This window comes from Bordetella pertussis 18323 (genome assembly GCF_000306945.1).
Taxonomy (GTDB): Bacteria; Pseudomonadota; Gammaproteobacteria; order Burkholderiales; family Burkholderiaceae_B; genus Bordetella; species Bordetella pertussis.
This window is the reverse complement of the sequence record NC_018518.1, coordinates 3,723,732-3,746,642: the sequence shown is the minus strand read 5'-3', so window position 1 is coordinate 3,746,642 and position 22,911 is coordinate 3,723,732. Positions and strand designations below refer to the sequence as shown.

Here is a 22,911-nt window from a genome sequence, read left to right as displayed (position 1 = left end):
GGCGGGACGGCCATTCAGACCGGGTTGTCGATATCGATGAATTCGACCCGGATGCCGAACTGTCGCGCCACGGCTTCGCCCAGCGCTTGCACGCCATAGCGTTCGGTGGCGTGGTGCCCTGCTCCCACGAACGCCACGCCCGTCTCGCGCGCCAGGTGCACGGTGGATTCGGACGCCTCGCCGGTGATGTACGCATCGGCGCCGGCGTCCACGGCATCGGCCAGCATGCCCTGCGCGCCGCCGGTGCACCAGGCCACCCGCCGTACCGGGCGGTCCGGTTCGCCCACCACCAGCGGCGTGCGGCCCAGCCGCTCGGCCACGCGCTGCTGCAGTTGCGCCACGGTCTGCACGCCGGGCGCGCTGCCCAGCCACACCAGGTTGTCGGCGCCACAGGTGCGCGGCGCGCCGTCCGGGCCGGTTTCGGCCTGCAGGCCCAGCACGCGCGCCAGCTGGGCGTTGTTGCCCCATTGCGGGTGGGCATCCAGCGGCAGGTGATAGGCCAGCAGGTTCAGTTCGTGGCCCAGCGCCAGCGCCAGGCGGGTGCGGCGCGGGCCGAGCACGCGGCGGTCCTCGTTGCGCCAGAACCAGCCGTGGTGCACCAGCACCGCGTCGGCGCCGCGCTCGATCGCCGCGCGCAAAAGCGCCTCGGAGGCCGTCACGCCGGTGATAATGTGCGCGATCTCGGCCTTGCCTTCGACCTGCAGCCCGTTGGGACAATAGTCCTTGAATCGCGCCGCTTGCAGCGCGCCGTCCAGCCAGTCGGCCAGCTCGCGGATATGGATCGTTTTCATTACTCGCCCTATCGAAAATCATGCGCCGTCTTTGGCTGATATTTGCTCAGGCCGTGACAGTCAGTCTGGCCATTTTATTCGTCGTCACCACCCTGCGCCCCGATTGGCTGCGGCTGTCGGGTCCGGCGCCGGCCACGCGCGCGCCCGCGGCGGCCGCGTCCGGCCAGGCAGGGGCGTCGTATGCCGACGCGGTGGCGCGCGCCGCGCCGGCGGTGGTCAACGTATACACCACCAAGCATGTCAACGTGCCGCTGGTGCCGCTGCCCGACGATCCCGTGCTGCGCCAGCTGTTCGGCCAGGTGCCCGGCCTGAGCCGCCGCGAGGCGTCCACCAGCCTGGGCTCGGGGGTGATCGTCAGCGCCGAGGGCTATGTGCTGACCAACTATCACGTCGTCGAAGCCGCCGACGCCATCGAGGTGGCCCTGGCCGACGGGCGCCAGGCGGCGGCCAAGGTGGTGGGCGCGGATCCGGAGACCGACCTGGCGGTGCTCAAGCTGGCGGGCAAGCTGGGCGAGCTGCCGGTCGCGACCTTCGCCGACAAGCGCGCGCCGCGGGTGGGCGACGTGGTGCTGGCCATCGGCAACCCCTTCGGCGTGGGCCAGACCACTACGCAGGGCATCGTGTCGGCGCTGGGGCGCAATGGCCTGGGTATCAATACCTATGAGAATTTCATCCAGACCGACGCGGCGATCAATCCCGGCAATTCGGGCGGCGCGCTGATCGACGCCCATGGCGACCTGGTCGGCATCAATACGGCCATTTACTCCGAGACCGGCGGCTCGCTGGGCATAGGCTTCGCCATCCCGGTCGACAGCGCGCGCCGCGTGATGGAAGACATCGTGCGCACGGGCGCCGTGCGGCGTGGCTGGTTCGGCATCGAGCCGCAGGACATGACGCCCGAACTGGCGCGGGCCTTCCAGCTGCCGCGCGAGGCGCGCGGCGTGATTATCGCGGGCGTCATGCGCGACGGGCCGGCGGGCAAGGCCGGCATGCGGGTGGGCGACATCGTGCAGGCGCTCAACGGCGCGCCGGTGATCGACACGCGTGGCCTGCTGGGCCAGATTGCGTCGCTGCAGCCCGGCCAGCAGGCGGTGGCCAGCGTGCTGCGCGCCGGCAAGCCGGCGGATCGACTGTTGCCCGCATGCATGCCGCTTCGCTGCCCGCCCTGGCCAGCCATCAGGCCCGGCTAGATGTGAACTGTCAATAGGTTGTATTTGTCCAGGTTGAGTCTGGAGATGGGTACAGCGCGCCCGATGCCTTGGTGGGGTCGATGCCAGTTGTAGTGGTGTAGCCAGGATTTCATGGCATCGGCTCGGTGTTGGGAGTTCTGGTAGGTGTGAGCGTAAGCCCACTCACGCAAGGCCGACTGGATGAAGCGTTCGGCCTTGCCATTGGTCTGTGGGCGGTAAGGTCGGGTAAAGCGGTGCTTGATGCCCAGCTCATGGCACAGCGCGGCGAAGGCGCGGCTGCGAAAGGCCGAGCCATTGTCGGTGAGCAAGCGCTGGATGGTCACGCCCAGGCGCTGGTAGTAGGCCACTGCGTCCTTGAGGAACTGGACGGCGCTGGGGAAGCGCTCGTCGGGGTGGATGTCGGTGAAGGCCACGCGGGCGTGGTCATCGATGGCCACGAAGACGAAGTCCCAGCCGGCCCCCTCAACGGTATCGCGTCGGTTGCCCGTGACCCGGTGGCCAGGGCGCTGGATACGTCCCAGCTTCTTGATGTCGATGTGCAGCAGATCGCCGGGGGCCTGATGCTCGTAGCGCACCACCGGCTCGGCCGGCTCCAGGTCGGCCAGGTGCGACAGACCGGCGCGGGCCAGGACGCGGCTGACGGTGCTGGCTGACACGCCCAGCGCCTGGGCGATGCGCGCTTGGGTCAGCCGCTTGCGGCGCAGCTCCACGATAGCCAGCGCCTTGGCCGGCGCAATCGCTCGGGGCGAGACCGTCGGGCGCGAGGACGCATCGGCCAAGCCCGCCTGGCCCTGAGCCAGGAAGCGGCCCAGCCATTTGCGCACAGTCGGCGCGGTGACCCCATAGGCGCGGGCCGCTTCAGGCACACAAACTTGATGGGCGATCAATTGCTGGACCATTTCGAGTCGACGTAGGAAGGTCAATCGGGCATGCTTATGGGTGTTCATCCGGCCGGGCTCCTTGAGTGAACTGGGGGGGGGGCGATTTCCAGTTTCTCAAAGCCGGTTCGGATGAACCATGCATACAACCTATTGAATCTTCACATCTAGCCGCCGCTGCCCCCGCACAGGGCAGGCAGGCCATAGCCAGTCCCATGGAACGCTTCTCCCAGGCCATGGTCGCCTGGGCGGAGAAATGGTTTCCCGATGCCTACGTCTTCGTGGTCGTGGCGTGCGCGGTGGTCGCGCTCGGCGCCGTCCTGCACGGCGGCGACCCGCTGGCCGTCAGCAAGGCCTTCGGCGAAGGCTTCTGGAGCATCATCCCCTTCACGATGCAGATGGCCATGGTGGCCATTACCGGCTACGTGCTGGCCTTGTCCCCGCCCGTGGCGCGGCTGCTGCGGGCGCTGGCGCACGTGCCCTCGACCCCGCGCGGCGCCGTGGTGTTCATCGGCACCCTGAGCATCCTGCTGTCGCTGGTCAACTGGGGCCTGAGCCTGATTTTCTCGGGCTTGCTGGTGCGCGAAATGGCCCGTCGCACCGACCTGCGCCTGGATTACCGGGCAGCCGGCGCCGCCGGGTACCTGGGGCTGGGCTGCGGGTTCACGCTGGGCATGAGCTCGTCGGCCGCGCAGCTGCAGGCCACGCCGGCCAGCATTCCGGCGTCGCTGATGCCCATCACCGGCGTGATCGGCTTCTCCGAAACCATACTGACCTGGCAGAACCTGGTGGTGGTGATCCTGGTTACCGTGGTTTCGGGACTGGTGTGCTACTTCACGGCGCCCAGCCCGGAGCGCTCCTTGACCGCCCAGGACCTTGGCGTGGACCTGACGGAACCCGAGGCGCAGGCGGCGCAACGCCAGCGCCCCGGCGATTACCTGGAGTTCAGCCCCTGGCTGACCGTGGCCGTTGTCGGGCTGGCGTCGGGATGGCTGTACCTCACCTTCCGCAGCGGCAACCCCTTCATCACGATGTCGCAGCTGAACACCTACAACTTCGTGTTCCTGTTGCTGGGCCTGCTGCTGCACTGGCGGCCGCGCAGCTTCCTGGAGAGTTTCGGCCGCGCCATGCCCAGCATCGGCGGCGTGATGCTGCAGTTCCCGTTCTACGGCGGCATCGGCTACGTGCTCACCAAGGTCGCCAACGTGCAGGGGCATACGTTGTCGGATGCGATCGCGCACTGGTTCGTCAGCCTGGCGCACGACAGCAGCGTGTTCTCGATACTGGTCAGCATCTATTCGGCGTTCCTCGGCTTCTTCATCCCGTCGGCCGGCGGCAAGTGGGTGATCGAGGCGCCGTACATCATGGACGCGGCCAACCAGATCCAGGCCCACCTGGGCTGGACCGTCATGGTCTACAACATCGCCGAAACGCTGCCCAACTTCATCAACCCGTTCTGGATGCTGCCGCTGCTGGGGATACTGCGCCTCAAATCCAAGGACCTGGTCGGCTATACCGCCATGCAGTTCCTGGTGCACTTCCCCATCGTCGTGGCCGCCGGCGCGATCCTGATGCACACCTTCAGCTATGTTCCGCCCGTCATCCCGGGACAGTGAGGCCATCCGTGAACAGCCTGATGAATACCTCGTACATCGCCAACGAACCCGTCCTGGACTACCGCCCCGGCAGCGCCGAGCGCCAGTGCCTGGCCAACGCGCTGGATGCGCTGCGCGTCGCCCAATCGCACGTTCCGTTGGTCATCGGCGGACAGCGCCAGCGCGGCGTCGCCGCCCGCGCGCTGCATTGCCCGCACGACCACGGGCACACCCTGGGCATGGTCGAGCAGGCCGACGAACTTACGGCCGGCGCCGCGGTACAGGCGGCCGTGGCCGCCCAGGCCGAATGGGCCGCCATGCCGTTTGGCGAGCGCGCGGCGATTTTCCTGCGCGCGGCCGAGCTGCTGGCCGGGCCGTGGCGCCAGACGCTCAATGCGGCGACCATGGCGGGTCAGAGCAAGACCGTGCACCAGGCGGAAATCGACTCGGCCTGCGAGCTGATCGATTTCCTGCGCTTCAACGTCGCCTTCGCCGAACGCCTGCAGCAATCGCAGCCGCTCTCGACCCACGGCGCCCTCAACCGGCTCGACTACCGTCCGCTCGAGGGATTCGTCTATGCCGTCACCCCGTTCAACTTCACGGCCATCGGCGGCAACCTGCCGTGCGCGCCCGCGCTCATGGGCAATACCGTGGTCTGGAAGCCCGCGTTTACGGCGTCGCTGAGCAACTACCTGATTCTCGAACTGCTCGAAGCCGCCGGCTTGCCGCCCGGGGTCATCAACTTCGTGCCCGGCGATTCCGCCGCGGTCTCGGCCGCCGTGCTGCGCTCGGCCGATTTCGCCGGCCTGCATTTCACCGGCTCGACCGCGGTCTTCGACGGATTGTGGCAACAGGTGGCGCGCAACCTGCCGGGGTACCGGACGTACCCCAGGCTGGTCGGCGAGACGGGCGGCAAGGACTTCGTGCTTGCGCACGCCTCGGCCGACCCCGAGACGCTGGGCGTGGCCTTGCTACGCGGCGCCTTCGAATACCAGGGCCAGAAATGCAGCGCCGCGTCGCGCGCCTATGTTCCGGCCTCGCTGTGGCCGCGCGCCCGGCAAGCCCTGCTCGATAACCTGGCCACGGTGCGCATGGGCGACGTCGCCGATTTCGGCAACTTCATGGGCGCCCTGATCGACCGCAAGGCCTATGAGCGCGTCATGCGATACATCGACCGCGCGCCGGCGCAGGGCTCCACGGTGCTGGCCGGCGGCAGGGGAGACGACCGCGTCGGGTACTTCGTCCAGCCTACCGTGATCGAAGCCGCCGATCCCAAGGCGGCCACCATGCAGGAAGAAATCTTCGGCCCGGTGCTGTCCGTCCACGTCTATCCCGACGCCGGCTGGAACGACGTGCTCGCGCTCGTCGACCAGACCAGCCCTTATTCCCTGACCGGCGCGGTGTTCGCGAACGACCGCCAGGCCATCGGCCAGGCCGCCGCCGCGCTGCGGTTCGCCGCGGGCAATTTCTACGTCAACGACAAGCCCACCGGCGCGGTGGTCGGCCAGCAGCCCTTCGGCGGCACCCGCCGCAGCGGCACCAACGACAAGGCGGGTTCGATGCTGAACCTGCAGCGCTGGGTGTCGCCGCGCACCGTCAAGGAAACCTGGGTGCCGGCCCGCCATTACGGCTACCCGTCCATGGACGATGCAGCCTGAAAAACCGCCGCCTCCCACGGCGGCGCGTCACGCGCTACATCATCGGTTTTGTTAAAGTGAGGGCTACGACAACGCACGAACCAGCATGGAGGTAAACCGAATGGCGAGGATGGTGCCGCCCGCGAATTTGCGGGAATCCGTTATTGCGCAATTGCGTTCCCAGATCGTGTCGGGCGCAGCGGCGCCGGGCATGATCTATTCGGTTCCCAGCCTGGCCAACGAGCTGGGTATCTCCACCACGCCCGTGCGCGAAGCCTTGCTGGAATTGAGCCGCTCGGGCCTGGTCGAACCCCTGCGCAATCGCGGCTTCCGGGTCCAGGCCATTACGCTGCAGGACCTGGAGAACCACTTCGACGTGCGCGTCATGCTGGAATCCGGCGCACTGGCCACCCTGGCGCGCCAGGGCCTGACCGACACCGCGCCGCTGGTCGCGCTGGCCGACGAGGTCGCCCAGGCGGTCAAGGACCAGGACGTGGGGCAGTACATCGAATCCGACCGCAGCTTCCACGAGGCCCTGGTCTCGCGCGCCGGCAACCCCTTGCTCACCCGGATGATCATGCATCTGCGCGCCGACATGCGGCTCTACGGCATCAATTCCGAAGAGGGCCGCGTGCGCCAGCGCGCCTCGGTGGAAGAGCACTACGAAATGATCGACCTGGCTGTCAAGCAGCAACCCGACGCCATCGTGGCGCTGATCACCCGCCACATCGAATCGTGGAAACCGCTGTTCGCCGCGGCGCTTTGAGCGGTAATCGGGGCGTGGCGGGTGTCTCGTCAGCGTGCCAGCCTCATTGAAACGTCGGTGTGGGTGCCGCGATCCAGATCGGCGCCGGGTTCGGCCGTGCATTCGGAAAGCGTAAGCAATTCATCCGATATCTCGCCATCCTCGATCCGGCGGGCGATATCGTCCAGCAGCAGCGTGCGCGAGGCAAAACCTTGGCCCTTGAGCCCTCGCGTGAACAGGCGATAAGTCAGATGAGGTTCCACGCCCTTCATGATGCCCAGGTCATAGATTCGGCCTTGATCGTTTCGAAGCAACAGGTGCCCCGGGCGAGCATATATCCGGTAAACGCGCCAAGGCGACAGGATCGCCGCATGCGTGCCTGGCTGATGCCGGTTGTGGGCCTTGTTGGGGCGTTCGGCGGTTGTTGCCGGTGGCAGAATCCCGAGGCAGGCATTCGCCACGCGTGCAAGGGCCTTCTTCAAGCGCTTCATGATGGAAAACCGAATGGATTGAGGCCATGGCAGGGCAGGTGGCGCAAGGCGGATGGATGCATCGCCTTACACCGGCTCGCGCGTCCATGGTTGTCGCGGCGAGCGTCCCTGACCCACGGTACGCGCAATGACAGGCTGTACCTACGGTTTAATTGAAACAAGCCGACGCAACGCTGCACGCCCTGCGCTTCGTGTGGAAGCGGGAGGCGGCGGCCACCACCCGGGCCTCATCTTCGTTCAGCGAAATTTTGTGCGTGTTTTCTCCAGAGCCCCTGCGGAGGATACGCCGGACTGCGCTATTGCCGGATTGCCCTGTCAATCAATAGAAACAGTGGCTCGATGGCGCGATTGTGCTTGACGTGACCGCCACGACAGCCCATAGTGAAAATGGCTCGTCAAGCATCGAGATCGCTGTACGGTAAGCGCCCTTGCGTGCCCTATGGTTCACCATCCTTTCCTTGATCAGCCTCTCTATTTGGGGAGAGGTGCCCCCATATCCAAGGAAAGTTCATGCAAACAGGCATAGTCAAGTGGTTCAACGACGAGAAAGGGTTTGGTTTCATCATGCCGGAAAACGGCGGCCCCGATCTTTTCGCTCACTACTCTGAAATCCAGGGCGAAGGCCACAAAGTCCTCGTCGAACAGCAGCGAGTGAGCTACGTCCCAGGCCACGGACCCAAGGGGCCGATGGCCACCAAGATCACTCCGTTGTGATCTAGGCGCGCTGCCCGCAAAGGCCGCCCGGCATGCCGGGCGGCCTTTGTCTTTGGCGCAACGCAGCAGGGCCTTGGCTGCGCCGGTTCGCGCAACGTTCCGTGCATCGTTACGGCGGCGGCGTAACTTGATACGATGCGGGCTGATCTCTCCATGTTTGCCAACTCCCCAGGCTATGGAACTTCGCCAGCTGCGCTACTTCGTCGAGACCGCCCACCGCCGCAGCATCACCAAGGCGGCGTCGGCCCTGCACATCGTGCAGCCGGCCTTGACCGCGCAGATCAAGGCGCTTGAAGACGAGCTGGGCACCCAGCTGCTGGAGCGCTCGGCCCGCGGCGTCAGCCTTACCGTCGACGGCGAGGCCGTACTGCGCGACGCCGTGGCCATCCTGCGGGCGGTGGACGACCTGAAGCGGCGCCATGCCGCGGCTGCCCATTCCGGCCGCGCGGTGAAGATCGGCATCCCCAATGGCATGACGCGCACCTTCGCCGGCCAGTTGATCGAGCGCGCCCGGCAGCAGTGCAGCTTCGACATCGAGCTCATCGAGGGCATGTCGGGCCACCTGCTCGAATGGCTGAAGTCGGGGCGCCCGGATATCGCCGTGCTGTTCGCCAGCCAGCCGCTCAGGCAGCTGGAGGTGCGCCGGCTGACGGCGGACTCGATCGACCTGGTCGGCCCGCCGGGCGCGCTGGATGCCCAGCGGCCGGTCGCGTTCCGCGACCTGACGGGCTACCCATTGATCCTGCCCAATGCCAAGCATGGCCTGACGCGCCACATCCAGGCCCAGGCCCGCGCGCAGGGGGTCGAGCTGCGGCACCATACGACCCTGGACTCGATCGCCGAGATCAAGCACCTGGTCTCCCAAGGCGTGGCGTACACCCTGCTGGCGCCCATGGTGTACCGGCTGGAAATGGAACAGGGGCTGCTGTCGGCAACCCCTGTCTGCGATCCGGCGCTTACCCGCGAGCTGGTGACGGCCACCCGGCGCTCGCAAGAAGCCGGCGACGACATCGCCCAGGTGCGCGCATTGGTGCACGAGATCTGCGGGGCCCGGCAAGACCCCATCGCCGCGCCCGGCTAGCTGTGAAGATTCAATAGGTTGTATGCATGGTTCATCCGAACCGGATTTGAGAAACTGGAAATCGCCGACCCCCCAGTTCACTCAAGGAGCCCGGCCGGATGAACACCCATAAGCATGCCCGATTGACCTTCCTACGTCGACTCGAAATGGTCCAGCAATTGATCGCCCATCAAGTTTGTGTGTCTGAAGCGGCCCGCGCCTATGGGGTCACCGCGCCGACTGTGCGCAAATGGCTGGGCCGCTTCCTGGCTCAGGGCCAGGCGGGCTTGGCCGATGCGTCCTCGCGCCCGACGGTCTCGCCCCGAGCGATTGCGCCGGCCAAGGCGCTGGCTATCGTGGAGCTGCGCCGCAAGCGGCTGACCCAAGCGCGCATCGCCCAGGCGCTGGGCGTGTCAGCCAGCACCGTCAGCCGCGTCCTGGCCCGCGCCGGTCTGTCGCACCTGGCCGACCTGGAGCCGGCCGAGCCGGTGGTGCGCTACGAGCATCAGGCCCCCGGCGATCTGCTGCACATCGACATCAAGAAGCTGGGACGTATCCAGCGCCCTGGCCACCGGGTCACGGGCAACCGACGCGATACCGTTGAGGGGGCCGGCTGGGACTTCGTCTTCGTGGCCATCGATGACCACGCCCGCGTGGCCTTCACCGACATCCACCCCGACGAGCGCTTCCCCAGCGCCGTCCAGTTCCTCAAGGACGCAGTGGCCTACTACCAGCGCCTGGGCGTGACCATCCAGCGCTTGCTCACCGACAATGGCTCGGCCTTTCGCAGCCGCGCCTTCGCCGCGCTGTGCCATGAGCTGGGCATCAAGCACCGCTTTACCCGACCTTACCGCCCACAGACCAATGGCAAGGCCGAACGCTTCATCCAGTCGGCCTTGCGTGAGTGGGCTTACGCTCACACCTACCAGAACTCCCAACACCGAGCCGATGCCATGAAATCCTGGCTACACCACTACAACTGGCATCGACCCCACCAAGGCATCGGGCGCGCTGTACCCATCTCCAGACTCAACCTGGACGAATACAACCTATTGACAGTTCACAACTAGACGAGCCCATCACCCGGCCGGCGCCACGCCGACCGGGCAACCCCGGCGCGCGGCGCTCTCCGCACCGAATGTGCACGGCGGCAACGACATCAAGGCCCACATGGCAGACTTCACGCTGGACGATATCAAGCAACGCAGCATGGCGGAAATCACCGCGATGCAGGCCCGGCGGCATGGCGAGAAGACCTTTCTTCATTTCCTGCCGCGCGACGAAAGGATCAGCTATGCCGGGTTCGACCGGCGCAGCAGCGCCGTCGGCCGGGGCCTGAAAGCCCATGGCGTGCAGGCCGGCGCGCATGTCGGGCTGATTCTCGACAATTGCCCGGAGATGATCCTGGCGGTATTCGCGCTGGCCAAGATCGGCGCGGTGTGGGTGCCGATCAATACCGCGGCCAAGGGAAAGCTGCTGGTCTATTACCTGGATTTCGCCGACATCACGACGCTGATCGTGCACGAGAAGTATTTGGCCCTGATCGCGGCGTGCCTGCACGAACTTCCCAGGCTGCAGCGGATCGTCGTCGTCGACGATGGCCGGACATGCCGCGCAGCAGGCCCCCCGGGCCATCCGCTACGCCGCGCTGGAGCAGGATGGCCGCGAGGACCAGGCGTTCGACGCCGACCCCTGGCAGCTTGGCGCGCTGCTATTCACGTCGGGCACGACGGGGCCGTCCAAGGCCGTCATGTGGCCGCAGGCGGGGGTGAATGTGTGGGCGGCGCAGAACGCCATGGCCCGCTGGGTCGCCCATGACGACGTGGAGTATGTCTGCCTGCCGCTGTTCCATGCCAACGCCTTGCTCAACAGTACCTGGACGGCGTTCGTGGCGGGCGCCACCGTGGCGTTGACGGACCGCTACTCGACCACGCGCTTCTGGAGCGAGATCCGCCAGTGCGGCACCACCCGTTTCAACTCGCTGGGCGCGATCGTCAATTTCCTGTGGACCCAGCCGCCCACGCCGCAGGACCGCGACCACAAGGTCCGGCTGTGCTCGATGGCGCCCGTCCCGCCCTATGTGCACGAGTTCGAGGCCCGCTTCGGCGTCAAGGTTTTCACCGGCTACGGGCTCAGCGACTATTGCCTGGCGGCCTCCACCCGGCTGGACGATCCCGCCGAGAAGGCCTTCAGTTGCGGCAAGCCGCGCCCGGGCATCGACCTGCGCATCGTCGACGACAACGACATCGAACTGCCCGCCGGCCAGACCGGAGAGATCGCGTTGCGCAGCCACGAAACCTGGAGCACGGCCTCGGGCTACTACAAGATGCCCGAGGCGACGCTGCAGGCGCGGCGCAACTTCCTGTTCCACACGGGCGACCGGGGCTACCTGGACGCGGACGGCTATCTGTACTTCGTCGACCGCAAGAAGGACTCCATACGGCGGCGCGGCGAGAATATTTCCTCGCAGGAAGTCGAGGCCGTCCTCATGTCGCATCCCGAAGTCGTCAATGCCGCGGTCTACCCCGTACGCGGCGATCTGCCCGAGGATGAAGTCGGCGCCTCGGTGCTGCTGCGCCCGGGCAGCGCGCTGAGCTACCAGGACCTGACCCGGTATTGCGTGGAAAACATGAGCTACTACATGGTGCCGCGCTTCCTGGAATTCGTCGATGCGTTGCCGCTGACCGAATCCGGCAAGATCGAGAAGTTCAAGCTCAAGCAGCGCGCCGAGCAGCGGCTATCTCCGCTGTGGGACCGCGAGGCGGCGGGTATCGTCGTCTCGCGCGCAAGCGCCAGGGCGTAGCGCGCCGCGCCCGCCGCCCGGCAAGCGGGCCGGCGGGCGGCCGCGGCCTCAGGCGCGCTCGACGGCGATCGCCGTCGCTTCGCCGCCGCCCAGGCACAGGCAGGCCACGCCGCGACGCAGGCCGCGCCGCCGCAGCGCGTGCATCAGCGTGACGATCAGGCGCGCGCCCGTGGCGCCGACCGGATGCCCCAAGGCGCAGGCGCCGCCGTTGACATTGACCCGTTCGGCCGGCAGGCCCAGTTCGCGCAAGGCGATCATCGTCACGACCGCGAAAGCCTCGTTGATCTCGAACAGGTCGACCGAGTCGCGGTCCCAGCCCACCCGCTCGAACAGCCGCGCGATGGCGCGCACGGGCGCGGCCGGAAACTGGCCCGGTGGCAGCGCCGCGGTGGCATGGCCGACGATGCGCGCCTGGGGAGCCAGCCCCAGGCGCTCGGCGTGCGCCTGCCGCGTCAGCACCAGGGCGGCCGCGCCGTCGGAGATCGAAGAGGCGTTGCCGGCAGTCACCGTGCCGTCGGCATTGAAGACCGGCTTGAGGCTGGCCAGCCGCGACACGTCGCACAGGCCGGGCGTCTCGTCGACAGCGACCATGGCGGCCGGCGCGCCACGGCGCGCCAGGCCGGCTATGGGCGCGATTTCCTCGGCGAATTCGCCTTCGGCGACGCTGCGTTGCGCCCGCAGGACGCTCTCGTGCGCATACGCGTCCTGCTGTTCGCGGGAGAAGCCGTATTCGCGCGCGGCCAGGTCGGCGTAATGCCCCATCAGCCGGCCTTCGTAGGCATCCTGCAGGCCGTCGCGGTACATGTGGTCGAGCAACTGGCCGTCACCGAGCCGATATCCCTGGCGCGCCTTGGGGATCAGATGCGGCGCATTGCTCATCGACTCCATGCCGCCGGCCAGCACCACATCGGCCGATCCGGCGCGCAACATGTCATGCGCCAGCATGGCGGCCTTCATGCCCGAGCCGCACATCTTGCTCAGGGTGGTGGCCTGCACGTCGGTAGGCAGCCCTGCGCCGAGCACGGCCTGGCGGGCCGGCGCCTGCCCCAGCCCGGCGAACAGGCAGCATCCCATCAGCGCCTCCTGCGCCGCGTCGGGCTGCAGGCCCGCCTGCCGCACCGCGGCGGCCAGCGCATGGGCGCCCAGTTGCGGCGCGCTGTAGTGCGCCAGCGCGCCCTGGAACGCGCCGATGGGTGTGCGCCGCGCCGCGACGATGACTACGGGATCTGGATGGACGGACATGATGGACCTCGGAAAGGAGACAAGGGGAAAAATCGCTGCGCCGGCGGCGCGGCGTGCGGACGACGCTAGGCGTGGGCGGCGGACACCATCCCGCGCACCACGTCCAGCAGCGTCCGCTCGCCATCGGCCAGCACGCGCCGGCCAAGCAGCTCGGCGCAATCGTCTTCGCTCATCCCGGTGGCGCGCCACTCGTGCAGCCGCGCCGTGTACAGGCCGAGCGGCAATTCCTCGGTGATACCGATGGCGCCATGCACCGCATGCGCCAGCGCGCAGACAACGGGCACGGCCTCGCAGGCCCTGAGCCGGGCACAGGCGGCAAGCGCGGGATCGGGAAACAGCACGCCGCTGGCGCATGCCAGCCGCGCGGCCATGGCCACGGCCGCCACTTGCTCGGCCAGCATGCTGATGTCCTGCTGGACCGCCTGAAACCGCCCCAGGGCCCGGCCGAACTGCTGCCGCTCCTGCACATAGGCCACGCAGCGATCCAGCACCGCCTGCATGGCCCCTGCCATGCCCGCGGCGTCGGCCGCATTGCGCCAGGCCTGCACGGCGCCGGCGGGCGCGCCGCTGGCGCGCGGCCGGAACAAGCCGGGCTGGACCGCGTCCGGCGCCGGCCACAGCGCCAGGCAACCATCGTGCTCGACCGCCACGGCCTGCGCCAGCGCCACGCCCGCGATGGGCGCGCAGCGCCAGCCGGCGCCATGGGGCAGCGCCACGCCCAGGGCGATCGGCCCGTCCGGCACGGCCTGCCCGGCGGCGCGCAGCAAGGCGCGCGCCAGCAAGGTGTCGGCAAACGGAAACGGCAAGGCCATGGCCCCGGCGGCCCGCAGCAAGCCTTCGGCATCGGCAAGCGACAGGCCGGCGCCGCCGTGTTCGGCGGGCGACAAGGCGTCGCCATAGCCCAGGGCGTCCACCTCGTTCCAGGCGCGCGCGGCGCCGGCGCGCGGATCGGCCGCGGCTTCGAGCTCGCGCACCCGCTCCAGCGGACACAGGCCGGCCAGCGCCCGGGCAAACGTTTCGTATAGATCCTGCTGCATGGTGGACACCATGTACTCCCCCTCGATGTAGGTCCGCCTCAGCGCAGCCCGAGCTCGCGCGCGATGATGCCGCGCAGGATATGGCGCGTTCCGCCGCGCAAGGAAAATGTCGGATTGATCAGCGTCAGGTAGGCCAGCGTACGCATCAGCACATCGTCGGGCGCCGGCTGCGGACTGGCGTGCAGCGCCTGCCCTATCAGCTCGGGAACCGCCTGCTCGAACTCGGTGCCCAGGTCTTTCACCAATACGGCGGCGAGACTGGCGTCGGCGCCCTGCTCCAGCCGCTGCGATACCGCCAGCGACATCGAGCGCAGCACCGCGAGCCGCGCGGCCAGGCGGCCCGCCAGGCAGACCTGCGCCCGCTGGGGCGCGGCGTCGCAACGCAGATGGGCCAGCCAGCCATCGAGCAGGACCATGCTGGAGTAGATGCGCTCCGGACCGCTGCGTTCGAGCGCCAGCTCGGCCATCACCTGCCGCCAGCCGCTGCCTTCCTCGCCCACCAGCGCATCGTGCGGCAGCAGCACGTTGTCGAACAGCACCTCGCAGAAATGCGCATCGCCGGCGATGTCGCGGATGGGCCGGATCTCGATGCCCGGCAGGGCAAGGTCGAAGATCATCTGCGACAGCCCGCGGTGGCGATCTTCCGGCGCGCCGGAGGTGCGCACCAGCGCGCACATGTAGTGCGAACGGTGGGCGTTCGTCGTCCAGATCTTGCGTCCGTTCAGCAACCAGCCGTCGGCGACGGGCGTGGCGCGCGTGCGCACGCTGGCCAGGTCCGACCCGGTGTCGGGTTCGCTCATGCCGATGGCGAAGAAGGCCTCGCCGCGGATGATCCTGGGCAGGTAGAACGCGCGCTGCGCCGGCGAACCGAAGCGCAGGATCAATGGCGCGGTCTGGCGATCGGCGATCCAGTGCGCCGACACCGGCGCGCCGACGGCCAGCAGTTCTTCGCTAAGCACGAAGCGCGCGAAATTGCTGCGGCCCGCGCCGCCGTACTCGACGGGCAGCGTCAGGCCCAGCCAGCCCTGCCGCGCCAGCGCGCGGCTGAATTCGGCGTCATGCCCCATCCAGGAGCGCGCCCGCCGATCCGCCGGCATTTCCCGCAGCGCCTCGTCCAGGAAGGCGCGCACGGCCGGACGCAGGGCCTCGTCGTGCGCGGGAATGGCGGCGAGCTGCAGCGCCTCGATGATCGTGCCCAAGATGGCTCCCATACGTGCGGCGGCACGGCACCGCGCACGCGCGCCGGTTCTTGAAGATGCCGTGAAACCCATGGCCCGCGCGGCTGCGCGGGCATCACGACAATCTACACGCAGCCCATATCACGGTCTAATATTAGATGTGGACCGGGCAATACATCGTGCATATCGCCAGCCCGGCGCATCACTGGAGGCGCGCCGTGGAGCTACGCCAGCTCAAGCAATTGTTGGTCCTGTCCGAAACGCTCAATTTCCATCGGGCGGCCGAGCGGCTTCATATGGCGCAACCGCCCCTTTCCACCGCGATCAAGAAACTGGAACAGGAACTGGGCGTACAGCTGTTCGAGCGGCTGCCCGCGGGCCTGCAACCCACGCCGGCGGCCGAGGTGGTATTGCGCTATGCGCGCGCCACGCTGTTCTACGCCGATGAAATCCAGCGCGCTGCCCAGGAAGGCGCCAGCGGCAAGCAGGGCATGCTCAAGGTGGGCTTTGTCGGCTCGTCGATCTACTCGCTGATGCCGCAGCTGCTGTCGGCGTTCCGCAAGGACTACCCGCGCGTGGACCTGGTCATCGAGGAGTCCACCACGGTGGACCTGCTGCGCCGCCTGGATGCGCACACCCTGGACGTCGCGTTGGTGCGCTTTCCGGTGCTGGAACCGTCGACGGCCCGCATCACGCTGCTGCAGGCCGATCATCTGATGCTGGCGGTGCCGGCCGGTAGCCGCTACGCGCAGCGCGACGACGTCGCGCTCGACGAGCTGGCGGACGAACCGTTCATCGGCTATTCGCGCACGCACGTGCCGGGCATGCACGCGTTGATCATGTACGCGTTTCAACAGTATGGCGTGGTGCCTCACATCGCGCAGGAGGCGATCCAGGTGCAGACCATCCTGAGCCTGGTGGAAAGCGGGCTGGGCCTGGCCATCGTGCCCAAGGTGGCATGCCGGCAGGCCGGCAGCGGCGTGCGGCTGGTCAATGTGCCGCAACTGGCCGAAACCATCAAGGTCGGCATCGCCCTGGCCGTGCATCCCGACAACGCCACGCCGACCACCGCCAACTTCGTCGACATGGCGTGCCGCCTGATGCAGACCGAGCCGGCCGCCGGCCAGGCGCGCTGAGCCCCGATCGCTATTCCTGCTGGATATTGGCCAGTTTGGCGATGCGCCGCATGGACGCCAGCTCGTCGCGCTGGAACGCCGCCAGGGTATCGGGGCCGCCGACGAAGGGCTCGCCGCCCAATTGCTCCATGAACGCCTTGCCTTCCTGGCTGCGCACCAGCGCCTGGACGGCGTCGGACACGCGCGCGACGATGGCCGGATCGACCTTCGCGGGAAAGAAGGCGGCGGTCCAGGCATAGGCTTCGAACCCCTTGTTGCCGCTTTCCTGCATGGTGGGAACGTCGGGCAGGTCCTTGATGCGCCGTGTGCTGGTCACCGCCAGCGGCCGCAATTTGCCGCCGCGGATCAACGGCAAGGCGGCGCTGACGTCGGCCACGCTGTATTGCACGACGCCCCCGGCCACGTCGGCCAGCGCGGCCGACGTACCCTTGTACGGCACGTGGGTGGCCTTGATTCCGTTCTGCTCGTGAAACAGCTCCAGCACGACCTGGTAGGTCGCGGTGCCGCTGGCAAAGTTCAGCTGGCCGGGCGCCGCCCGCGCGGCGGCCACCAGATCGGCAACGCTGCGGTAGGGCGAATTGGCCGGCACGACCAGGGCCATCGGAAAGCGCGCGATCGGCGCGACCGGGGCAAAGTCCTTGACCGCGTCGTAGGGCAGGTTCTTGAAGACAGCCGCGTTGGTCGTCATGGGCGAATTGCTGGCGACGAACAGGGTGTAGCCATCGGGCGGCGCGGTAGCCACGGCCTGGGCGGCAATGAAGCTGTTGCCGCCGGGCCGGTTTTCCACCACGAAAGGCTGCTTGAAACGCTCCGCCAGATGCTTGGACAGGAACCGCGCGGTCGTGTCCGCGCCGCTGCCCGGCGGCAGGGACACGATGATCTTCACCGGATGCGCGGGATAGTCGGACGCCGCGCGGGCGCTGCCACCCTGCGCCAACGCCGCGACGAACAATAGCGCAAGGGCCAGGGTCCTGGAATGCATGGTCGTCTCCGTTCTGTTGGTGCTTGTCGGATGCCGCGGCGGCCGCAAGGCCGGCGCGCAGCCGCGTCAGCCTCGCTTGCGGCTCAGATGGGCGTCGAGCGCGCCGGCATGCTCCTGCGTGTGATGCGCCAGCGCCTGGAAGCCCGCCGACAGCTCCAGCAAGGTATCCAGCCGCGTATGCTGGCCCTCGCGCAACAGCCGCTTGGTCAGGCGCAGCGCATGGCCGGAATGCTGGGCAATCTCCTGGGCCAGCGCCAGCGCCGCCGGCAGCAGCGCGTCGGCGTCGAACACCTCCGAGACCAACCCCAGTTCGCGGGCGCGCGCGGCGTCGATGCTGCGGCCCGTGAACGCCAGCTCGCAAGCGCGCGACATGCCGACGATGCGCGGCAACAGCCAGGCGCCGCCGTCGCCCGGCGTCAGGCCCAGCTTGACGAAACTCTCGGCAAAGCTGGCTTGGCGGGCGGCCAGCCGGATATCGCACATGCAGGCCAGGTCGCAGCCGGCGCCGATGGCCGGCCCATTGACCGCGGCAATGGTCGGGACCTCCAGGTTGTACAGCGCCAGCGGGATACGCTGGATGCCGCTGCGATAGGCCTGGAGGCTGTGCACCGGCTCGCCCAGCCCGGCGCCCACCGTATCGGACAGCGTCTTGAGATTGCCGCCGGACGAGAACACGCCATGCGAGCCTGTCAGCACCACGGCCCGCACCGACAGGTCGGCGCCGATCCGCGCGCAGGCCTGGACCAGCGCCTCGACCGCGTCGGCATCGGACAGGGCGTTGCGGGTGCGTTCGCGGTCCATGGTCAACAGCAGCACGCCGCCGTGCCGTTCGTGGCGCAGGAAATCAGTCATGATCGGTTCCCTCCGGAAGCTGGCGGGCCGCGGCGATGGCCGCCCCGTTCCGCACCAGCGCGGCAATGGCCTCGTCGTCGTATCCCGCTTCTTTCAGCACGTCGACGCTGTGTTCGCCCAGGCGCGGCGCATGGCCGCGCGGCTGGGGCGGCGTGCCGGACCACCGCGACGGCACCGCCATCATGCGCACCGCGCCTTCGCTGGGATGGTCCACCATGCCGAAGAAACCGATGGCCTCCAGATGCGGGTCGCGCAGCAGCGAGGCCATGGTGTGCACGGGCATGGCCGGGATATCGGCGGCCTCGAACGCGGCCAGCCACTCCTCGGTGGTGCGGCTGGCGATGGCGTCCGACACCAGGCGATAAATGGCGTGGATGTGCTGGGTGCGGGTGCCGATGTCGCGAAACCGCGGGTCGGCCGCGTCGCGGCCAGGCTGGCCGATGAGCTCGAAGAACGCCTTCCAGTGCTTGTCCGCATAGAGCAGGACGCAGATGTGGCCGTTTCGGGTGGCGTAGGGCCGCCGGTCGGCGTTCAGGATGCGCGGATAGCCGGGCGGCCCCAGGGGCGGCTCGAAGGTCTGGCCCATCATGTGGTCGCCCAGGATAAGGTGCGCCATGGTCTCGAACATGGGCACGTCGATGGCCTGCCCCTGGCCCGTGCGGGCGCGGTGGTACAGGCCGGCGGTGACGGCGTTGGCGGCGCTGATGCCGACGATGCGGTCGACCATGGCGCTGGGCGCGTAGCGCGGTATGTCGCTGCCCGCCTCGACCGACAGCGACGGAATCCCCACGGCCCCCTGGATCAGGTCGTCATAGGCCGCCCGGGCGGCGTAGGGGCCGCGCTGGTCGTAGCCGTACATGCCGACATACAGGATCGACGGATTGGCCTGCGCCACTTCGGCGTACGACAGCCCCAACCGCGCCATCGCCTGGGGACGCACGTTGTAGACCAGCACGTCGCAGGTGGCGGCCACCTTGAGCAGCGCCTCCCGGCCGGCGGGGTTTTTCAGGTCCAGGGCAATGCTGCGCTTGCTGCGGTTGGCGTGCAGGAAGATGCCGCCCATGTCCGCGTGGCGGCCGGGCCCGATACCGCGCACATTGTCGCCGGCGGGCGGTTCGACCTTGATGACGTCGGCGCCCAGGTCGCCCAGTATCTGCGTCGCGTACGGCCCCATCAACACGGTCGTGACGTCGAGGATGCGTACGCCCTCCAAGGGGCCGCTCATGCGCCGCCTCCGCCATGCCCCGCTCCGGCGCGCGCGGGGCGCCCGGCCATGCGCTTTCCTGTATTGCCTTCTTGCATCACGACTCCTGCCCAGGATGTTCTTTGCGAACATCCTAGGCAAGAAGGGCGCGCCGCGGAAATACTATATTTGGGTCGGCCGATACATCGCAGGTATTGCCGCCGCGCGGCCGCGGCGTCATCCGCCGGCGGCCCCCGCGCCACGCCCTTCGCGGGCGCGGCGCGCCATCATGTTCAGCCCCTCGACCAGGGCCGAGAACGCCATCGCGGCGTAGATATAGCCCTTGGGCACATGCGCGCCGAACCCTTCGGCAATCAGCGTCATGCCTATCATCATCAGGAAGGCCAGCGCCAGCATGACCACGGTCGGATTGCGTTCGATGAAGCGCGCCAGCGGCTCGGCCGCCAGCAGCATGACGGCCACCGCGACGATCACCGCCACGAACATGATGGGAATGTGCTCGGTCATGCCCACGGCGGTGATGATGCTGTCGATCGAGAACACCAGATCCAGCATCAGGATCTGCGCCACCGCCGCGGCAAAGCCGAGCGTGGCGGCCTTGCCGCCGAACATGTCGTCGCCCGGGTTGGGATCGACATGGTGGTGGATTTCCTTGGTGGCCTTCCACACCAGGAACAGGCCGCCGGCCACCAGGATGACGTCGCGCCACGAAAACCCGTGGCCGAACAGTTCGAACACCGGCTGCGTCAGCTGCACGATGAACGCCACCGTGCCCAGCAGCGCCAGCCGCAGGATCAGCGCCATGCCGATCCCGATGCGCCGCGCCTTGGTCTGGTGCTGGGGCGGCAGCTTGTTGGTGAGTATGGAGATGAATATGAGGTTGTCGATGCCCAGCACGACTTCCATGGCGATGAGGGTAGCCAGGGCTGCCCAGGCGGCGGGTTGCTGGGCCAGCGAAACAAGATAGTCCATCGGCGTCTCCAACGCAGGCGGGTTTGCCGATCATAACGACCCCCGGCCGCCGTGCACAGCGCCGCGTGGCCCTGCTATGCTGGAATTCCCTTTTCCGGGAGCACGCAGCCATGGACACTGTCTGGATGGAAATCTGGACCACCGTGCGCAACGAATTCGCCGACATTCCGGATGTCGCCGAGGCCACCCGCATCGTACTGCGCCTGGGCATGGCGGTGGCGCTGGGCGGGCTGCTGGGCTACGAGCGGGAGCGCAGCGGCAAGGCGGCCGGGCTGCGCACCCACATGCTGGTGGCCCTGGGCGCGGCGCTGTTCGTCCTGGTGCCGCTGCAAGGCGGCATGGAGGTCGGCGACCTCAGCCGCGTGCTGCAGGGCGTGATCGCCGGCATCGGCTTCCTGGGCGCGGGCGTCATCATCAAGCTGGGCAACGAGGGCGAGATCCGCGGCCTGACCACCTCGGCCGGCATCTGGCTGACCGCCGCAATCGGCGTGGCCGCCGGCATGGGGCGCGAGGCCACCGCGCTGGCCAGCACGCTGATCGCCCTGTTCGTCCTGGCGGCGCTGCGCCGCCTGGAAAAGCGCATCGCGGCCCGCGACGACAAGCGGGTCGTCGCGCAGCCGCCGCCCTAGCCCCGCGCCGCCGCCCCCGAACCGCGGGCAGCGATGATCTGCTCGGCCACCTGGCGCGGCGCCTCGGCGTAATGCTTGAACTCCATGCTGTAGGTGGCGCGCCCCTGCGTCAGCGAACGCAGCGACGTGGAGTAGCCGAACATCTCGGCCAGGGGCACCTCGGCGCGCACCAGCTTGCCGCCTCCGCCGGCGATGTCCTCCATGCCCTGCACCATGCCGCGCCGCGACGACAGGTCGCCCATCACGTTGCCCGTGAAATCCTCCGGCGTCTCGATCTCCACGTGCATCATGGGTTCGAGCAGCACCGGCTTGGCGCGCCGCATGCCCTCCTTGAAGGCCATCGACGCCGCCATGCGGAACGCATTCTCGTTCGAGTCCACGTCGTGGTACGAGCCGAACACCAGCGTGACCTTGACGTCGACCACCGGATAGCCCGCCAGCACGCCGGTGTTCAGCGTCTCGCGCACCCCGCGGTCGACCGCGGGGATGAACTCGCGCGGCACCACGCCGCCCTTGATGGCGTCGACGAACTCGTAGCCCTTGCCCTGCTCCTGCGGCTCCAGCTTGAGCACCACATGACCGTACTGGCCGCGCCCGCCCGACTGCTTGACGAACTTGCCCTCGACGTCGGTGACGGTGGACCGGATGGTCTCGCGGTAGGCGACCTGGGGCTTGCCCACGTTGGCCTCGACCCCGAACTCGCGCTTCATGCGATCGACCAGGATTTCCAGGTGCAGCTCGCCCATGCCCGAAATAATGGTCTGGCCGGACTCCTCGTCGGTCCGCACCCGGAACGACGGATCCTCCTGCGCCAGCCGGTTGAGCGCAATGCCCATTTTTTCCTGGTCGGCCTTGGTGCGGGGCTCGACGGCCTGCGAAATCACCGGTTCGGGGAAGGTCATGCGCTCGAGGATAATGACGTGCGCCGGGTCGGTCAGCGTGTCGCCGGTGGTGATTTCCTTGATGCCGACCGCGGCGGCGATGTCGCCGGCGTAGACCTCGCTGATTTCGCGCCGTTCGTTGGCGTGCATCTGCAGGATGCGGCCCAGCCGCTCTTTCCTGCTCTTGAGCGGGTTGAGCACCGAATCGCCCGACTTGACCACGCCCGAGTAGACCCGGAAGAAAACCAGCTGGCCCACGAAGGGGTCGGTCATGATCTTGAACGCCAGCGCCGAGAACGGCTCGTCGTCGGCGGGATGGCGCTCGATCTCGCGGTCGCGCTCGTCGTGGCCGATGATGGCCGGCACGTCCGCCGGCGAGGGCAGGTAGTCGATGACCGCGTCCAGCATGGCCTGCACGCCCTTGTTCTTGAATGCGCTGCCGCACAGCATGGGCACGATCTCGTTGGCGACGGTGCGGGCGCGCAGACCGCTCTTGATTTCGTCCTCGCTCAGCGGCTGGCCCGACAGGTATTTTTCGAGCAGGGCTTCGTTGGCCTCGGCCGCCTTTTCGATCATTTTCTCGCGCCACTGCTCGGCCTGCGCCTGGAGCTCGGGCGGAATGTCGCGGTATTCGAAACGCACGCCCTGGCTGGCGTCGTCCCAGATGATGGCCTTCATCTTGACCAGGTCCACCACTCCCTCGAAATGGTCCTCGGCGCCGACCGGGATCTGTATCGGCACGGCGTCGCCCTTGAGGCGCTCGACGATCTGGCGCTGCACGCGGAAGAAGTCGGCCCCGACACGGTCCATCTTGTTGACGAAGGCGATGCGCGGCACGCCATACTTGTTGGCCTGGCGCCAGACCGTCTCGGACTGCTCTTCCCCCTCCGGCGC

At 68.0% G+C, this 22,911-nt stretch carries 21 protein-coding genes and 1 pseudogene; 11 read left to right on the top strand and 11 right to left on the bottom strand.

Translation table 11 applies throughout. The annotated features are described in order from the left end of the window. Positions 1–14: 14 nt before the first annotated feature. Positions 15–791 (bottom strand): Nif3-like dinuclear metal center hexameric protein, encoded by a 777-nt coding sequence (locus BN118_RS17735; protein WP_010927226.1) that lies wholly within the window; start codon positions 789–791, stop codon positions 15–17. A 20-nt stretch (positions 792–811) separates the two neighbouring features. On the opposite strand from BN118_RS17735, the gene BN118_RS17730 reads away from it, so the two are divergent. Then, positions 812–1,981, top strand: coding sequence for a S1C family serine protease (locus BN118_RS17730; RefSeq protein WP_020699655.1), 1,170 nt, complete (start codon positions 812–814; stop codon positions 1,979–1,981). Here BN118_RS17730 and BN118_RS17725 read toward each other — a convergent pair. Further along, positions 1,978–2,928, bottom strand: a complete 951-nt coding sequence (locus BN118_RS17725; protein ID WP_014906091.1) for an IS481-like element IS481 family transposase — start codon at positions 2,926–2,928, stop codon at positions 1,978–1,980. The genes BN118_RS17730 and BN118_RS17725 overlap by 4 nt on opposite strands. A gap of 146 nt (positions 2,929–3,074) precedes the next feature. Here BN118_RS17725 and BN118_RS17720 point away from each other — a divergent pair, with 146 nt between their 5' ends. The 3 genes from BN118_RS17720 to BN118_RS17710 all read left to right on the top strand — a co-directional run bounded on the left by BN118_RS17720 (position 3,075) and on the right by BN118_RS17710 (position 6,857). Next, a complete protein-coding gene (locus BN118_RS17720) occupies positions 3,075–4,475 on the top strand; it encodes a short-chain fatty acid transporter (RefSeq protein WP_023995398.1) in 1,401 nt (466 codons plus the stop codon). A gap of 20 nt (positions 4,476–4,495) precedes the next feature. Further along, positions 4,496–6,112, top strand: a complete 1,617-nt coding sequence (gene pruA / locus BN118_RS17715; RefSeq protein ID WP_041166312.1) for an L-glutamate gamma-semialdehyde dehydrogenase — start codon at positions 4,496–4,498, stop codon at positions 6,110–6,112. Between the two features lie 85 nt (positions 6,113–6,197). Next, positions 6,198–6,857 (top strand): GntR family transcriptional regulator, encoded by a 660-nt coding sequence (locus BN118_RS17710; RefSeq protein ID WP_010929797.1) that lies wholly within the window; start codon positions 6,198–6,200, stop codon positions 6,855–6,857. A gap of 29 nt (positions 6,858–6,886) precedes the next feature. Here the strand turns inward: BN118_RS17710 and BN118_RS17705 are convergent, their stop codons facing one another. After that, positions 6,887–7,327: a hypothetical protein gene (locus BN118_RS17705; RefSeq protein ID WP_010929796.1), complete on the bottom strand. Its 441-nt coding sequence runs from the start codon at positions 7,325–7,327 to the stop codon at positions 6,887–6,889. A gap of 510 nt (positions 7,328–7,837) precedes the next feature. On the opposite strand from BN118_RS17705, the gene BN118_RS17700 reads away from it, so the two are divergent. The 5 genes from BN118_RS17700 (at position 7,838) to BN118_RS21130 (ending at position 11,904) form a co-directional block, all read left to right on the top strand. Then, entirely contained in the window at positions 7,838–8,041 is a 204-nt protein-coding gene (locus BN118_RS17700) for a cold-shock protein (protein WP_010929795.1), read from the top strand. A gap of 175 nt (positions 8,042–8,216) precedes the next feature. Beyond that, complete coding sequence (locus BN118_RS17695; protein WP_014906089.1) at positions 8,217–9,122, top strand: LysR family transcriptional regulator; 906 nt, start codon at positions 8,217–8,219, stop codon at positions 9,120–9,122. Between the two features lie 98 nt (positions 9,123–9,220). Continuing rightward, on the top strand, positions 9,221–10,171 hold the full coding sequence (locus tag BN118_RS17690) for an IS481-like element IS481 family transposase (RefSeq protein ID WP_014905499.1): 951 nt from the start codon (positions 9,221–9,223) through the stop codon (positions 10,169–10,171). 100 nt (positions 10,172–10,271) lie between these two features. Then, the gene (locus BN118_RS21135) at positions 10,272–10,919 is read left to right on the top strand and encodes an AMP-binding protein (RefSeq protein ID WP_250637162.1); all 648 of its coding nucleotides are present in this window, start codon (positions 10,272–10,274) and stop codon (positions 10,917–10,919) included. Beyond that, entirely contained in the window at positions 10,810–11,904 is a 1,095-nt protein-coding gene (locus tag BN118_RS21130; protein ID WP_250645281.1) for an AMP-binding protein, read from the top strand. Before BN118_RS21135 ends, BN118_RS21130 begins: the two co-directional genes overlap by 110 nt. Positions 11,905–11,952: 48 nt before the next feature. Here the strand turns inward: BN118_RS21130 and BN118_RS17680 are convergent, their stop codons facing one another. The 3 genes from BN118_RS17680 to BN118_RS17670 form a co-directional block, all read right to left on the bottom strand. Continuing rightward, positions 11,953–13,146, bottom strand: coding sequence for an acetyl-CoA C-acyltransferase (locus BN118_RS17680; RefSeq protein ID WP_003814674.1), 1,194 nt, complete (start codon positions 13,144–13,146; stop codon positions 11,953–11,955). 65 nt (positions 13,147–13,211) lie between these two features. After that, on the bottom strand, positions 13,212–14,195 hold the full coding sequence (locus tag BN118_RS17675) for an acyl-CoA dehydrogenase family protein (protein ID WP_014906088.1): 984 nt from the start codon (positions 14,193–14,195) through the stop codon (positions 13,212–13,214). Between the two features lie 26 nt (positions 14,196–14,221). Then, positions 14,222–15,394 carry an acyl-CoA dehydrogenase family protein gene (locus tag BN118_RS17670; protein WP_041166230.1) on the bottom strand — a complete coding sequence of 391 codons (1,173 nt, stop codon included), beginning with the start codon at positions 15,392–15,394 and terminating at the stop codon, positions 14,222–14,224. A gap of 185 nt (positions 15,395–15,579) precedes the next feature. Here BN118_RS17670 and BN118_RS17665 point away from each other — a divergent pair, with 185 nt between their 5' ends. Further along, the gene (locus BN118_RS17665; protein ID WP_010929255.1) at positions 15,580–16,497 is read left to right on the top strand and encodes a LysR family transcriptional regulator; all 918 of its coding nucleotides are present in this window, start codon (positions 15,580–15,582) and stop codon (positions 16,495–16,497) included. Positions 16,498–16,507: 10 nt separating this feature from the next. On the opposite strand, the gene BN118_RS17660 is transcribed toward BN118_RS17665, so the two are convergent. The 4 genes from BN118_RS17660 to BN118_RS17645 form a co-directional block, all read right to left on the bottom strand. Beyond that, positions 16,508–17,479 (bottom strand): Bug family tripartite tricarboxylate transporter substrate binding protein, encoded by a 972-nt coding sequence (locus BN118_RS17660; RefSeq protein WP_014906086.1) that lies wholly within the window; start codon positions 17,477–17,479, stop codon positions 16,508–16,510. 66 nt (positions 17,480–17,545) lie between these two features. Next, on the bottom strand, positions 17,546–18,331 hold the full coding sequence (locus BN118_RS17655; protein WP_010929791.1) for a crotonase/enoyl-CoA hydratase family protein: 786 nt from the start codon (positions 18,329–18,331) through the stop codon (positions 17,546–17,548). After that, positions 18,324–19,556 (bottom strand): CaiB/BaiF CoA transferase family protein, encoded by a 1,233-nt coding sequence (locus BN118_RS17650; RefSeq protein ID WP_003814691.1) that lies wholly within the window; start codon positions 19,554–19,556, stop codon positions 18,324–18,326. Before BN118_RS17650 ends, BN118_RS17655 begins: the two co-directional genes overlap by 8 nt. Before the next feature lie 195 nt (positions 19,557–19,751). Further along, on the bottom strand, positions 19,752–20,507 hold the full coding sequence (locus BN118_RS17645) for a TerC family protein (RefSeq protein ID WP_003814694.1): 756 nt from the start codon (positions 20,505–20,507) through the stop codon (positions 19,752–19,754). A gap of 110 nt (positions 20,508–20,617) precedes the next feature. Here BN118_RS17645 and BN118_RS17640 point away from each other — a divergent pair, with 110 nt between their 5' ends. Continuing rightward, the gene (locus BN118_RS17640) at positions 20,618–21,136 is read left to right on the top strand and encodes an MgtC/SapB family protein (protein WP_010929789.1); all 519 of its coding nucleotides are present in this window, start codon (positions 20,618–20,620) and stop codon (positions 21,134–21,136) included. Here the strand turns inward: BN118_RS17640 and fusA are convergent. Further along, positions 21,133–22,899 (bottom strand): annotated as a pseudogene (gene fusA, locus BN118_RS17635) (elongation factor G); the annotation flags it as partial. The gene BN118_RS17640 and the pseudogene fusA sit on opposite strands and share 4 nt — an antisense overlap. Between the last annotated feature and the right edge of the window lie 12 nt (positions 22,900–22,911).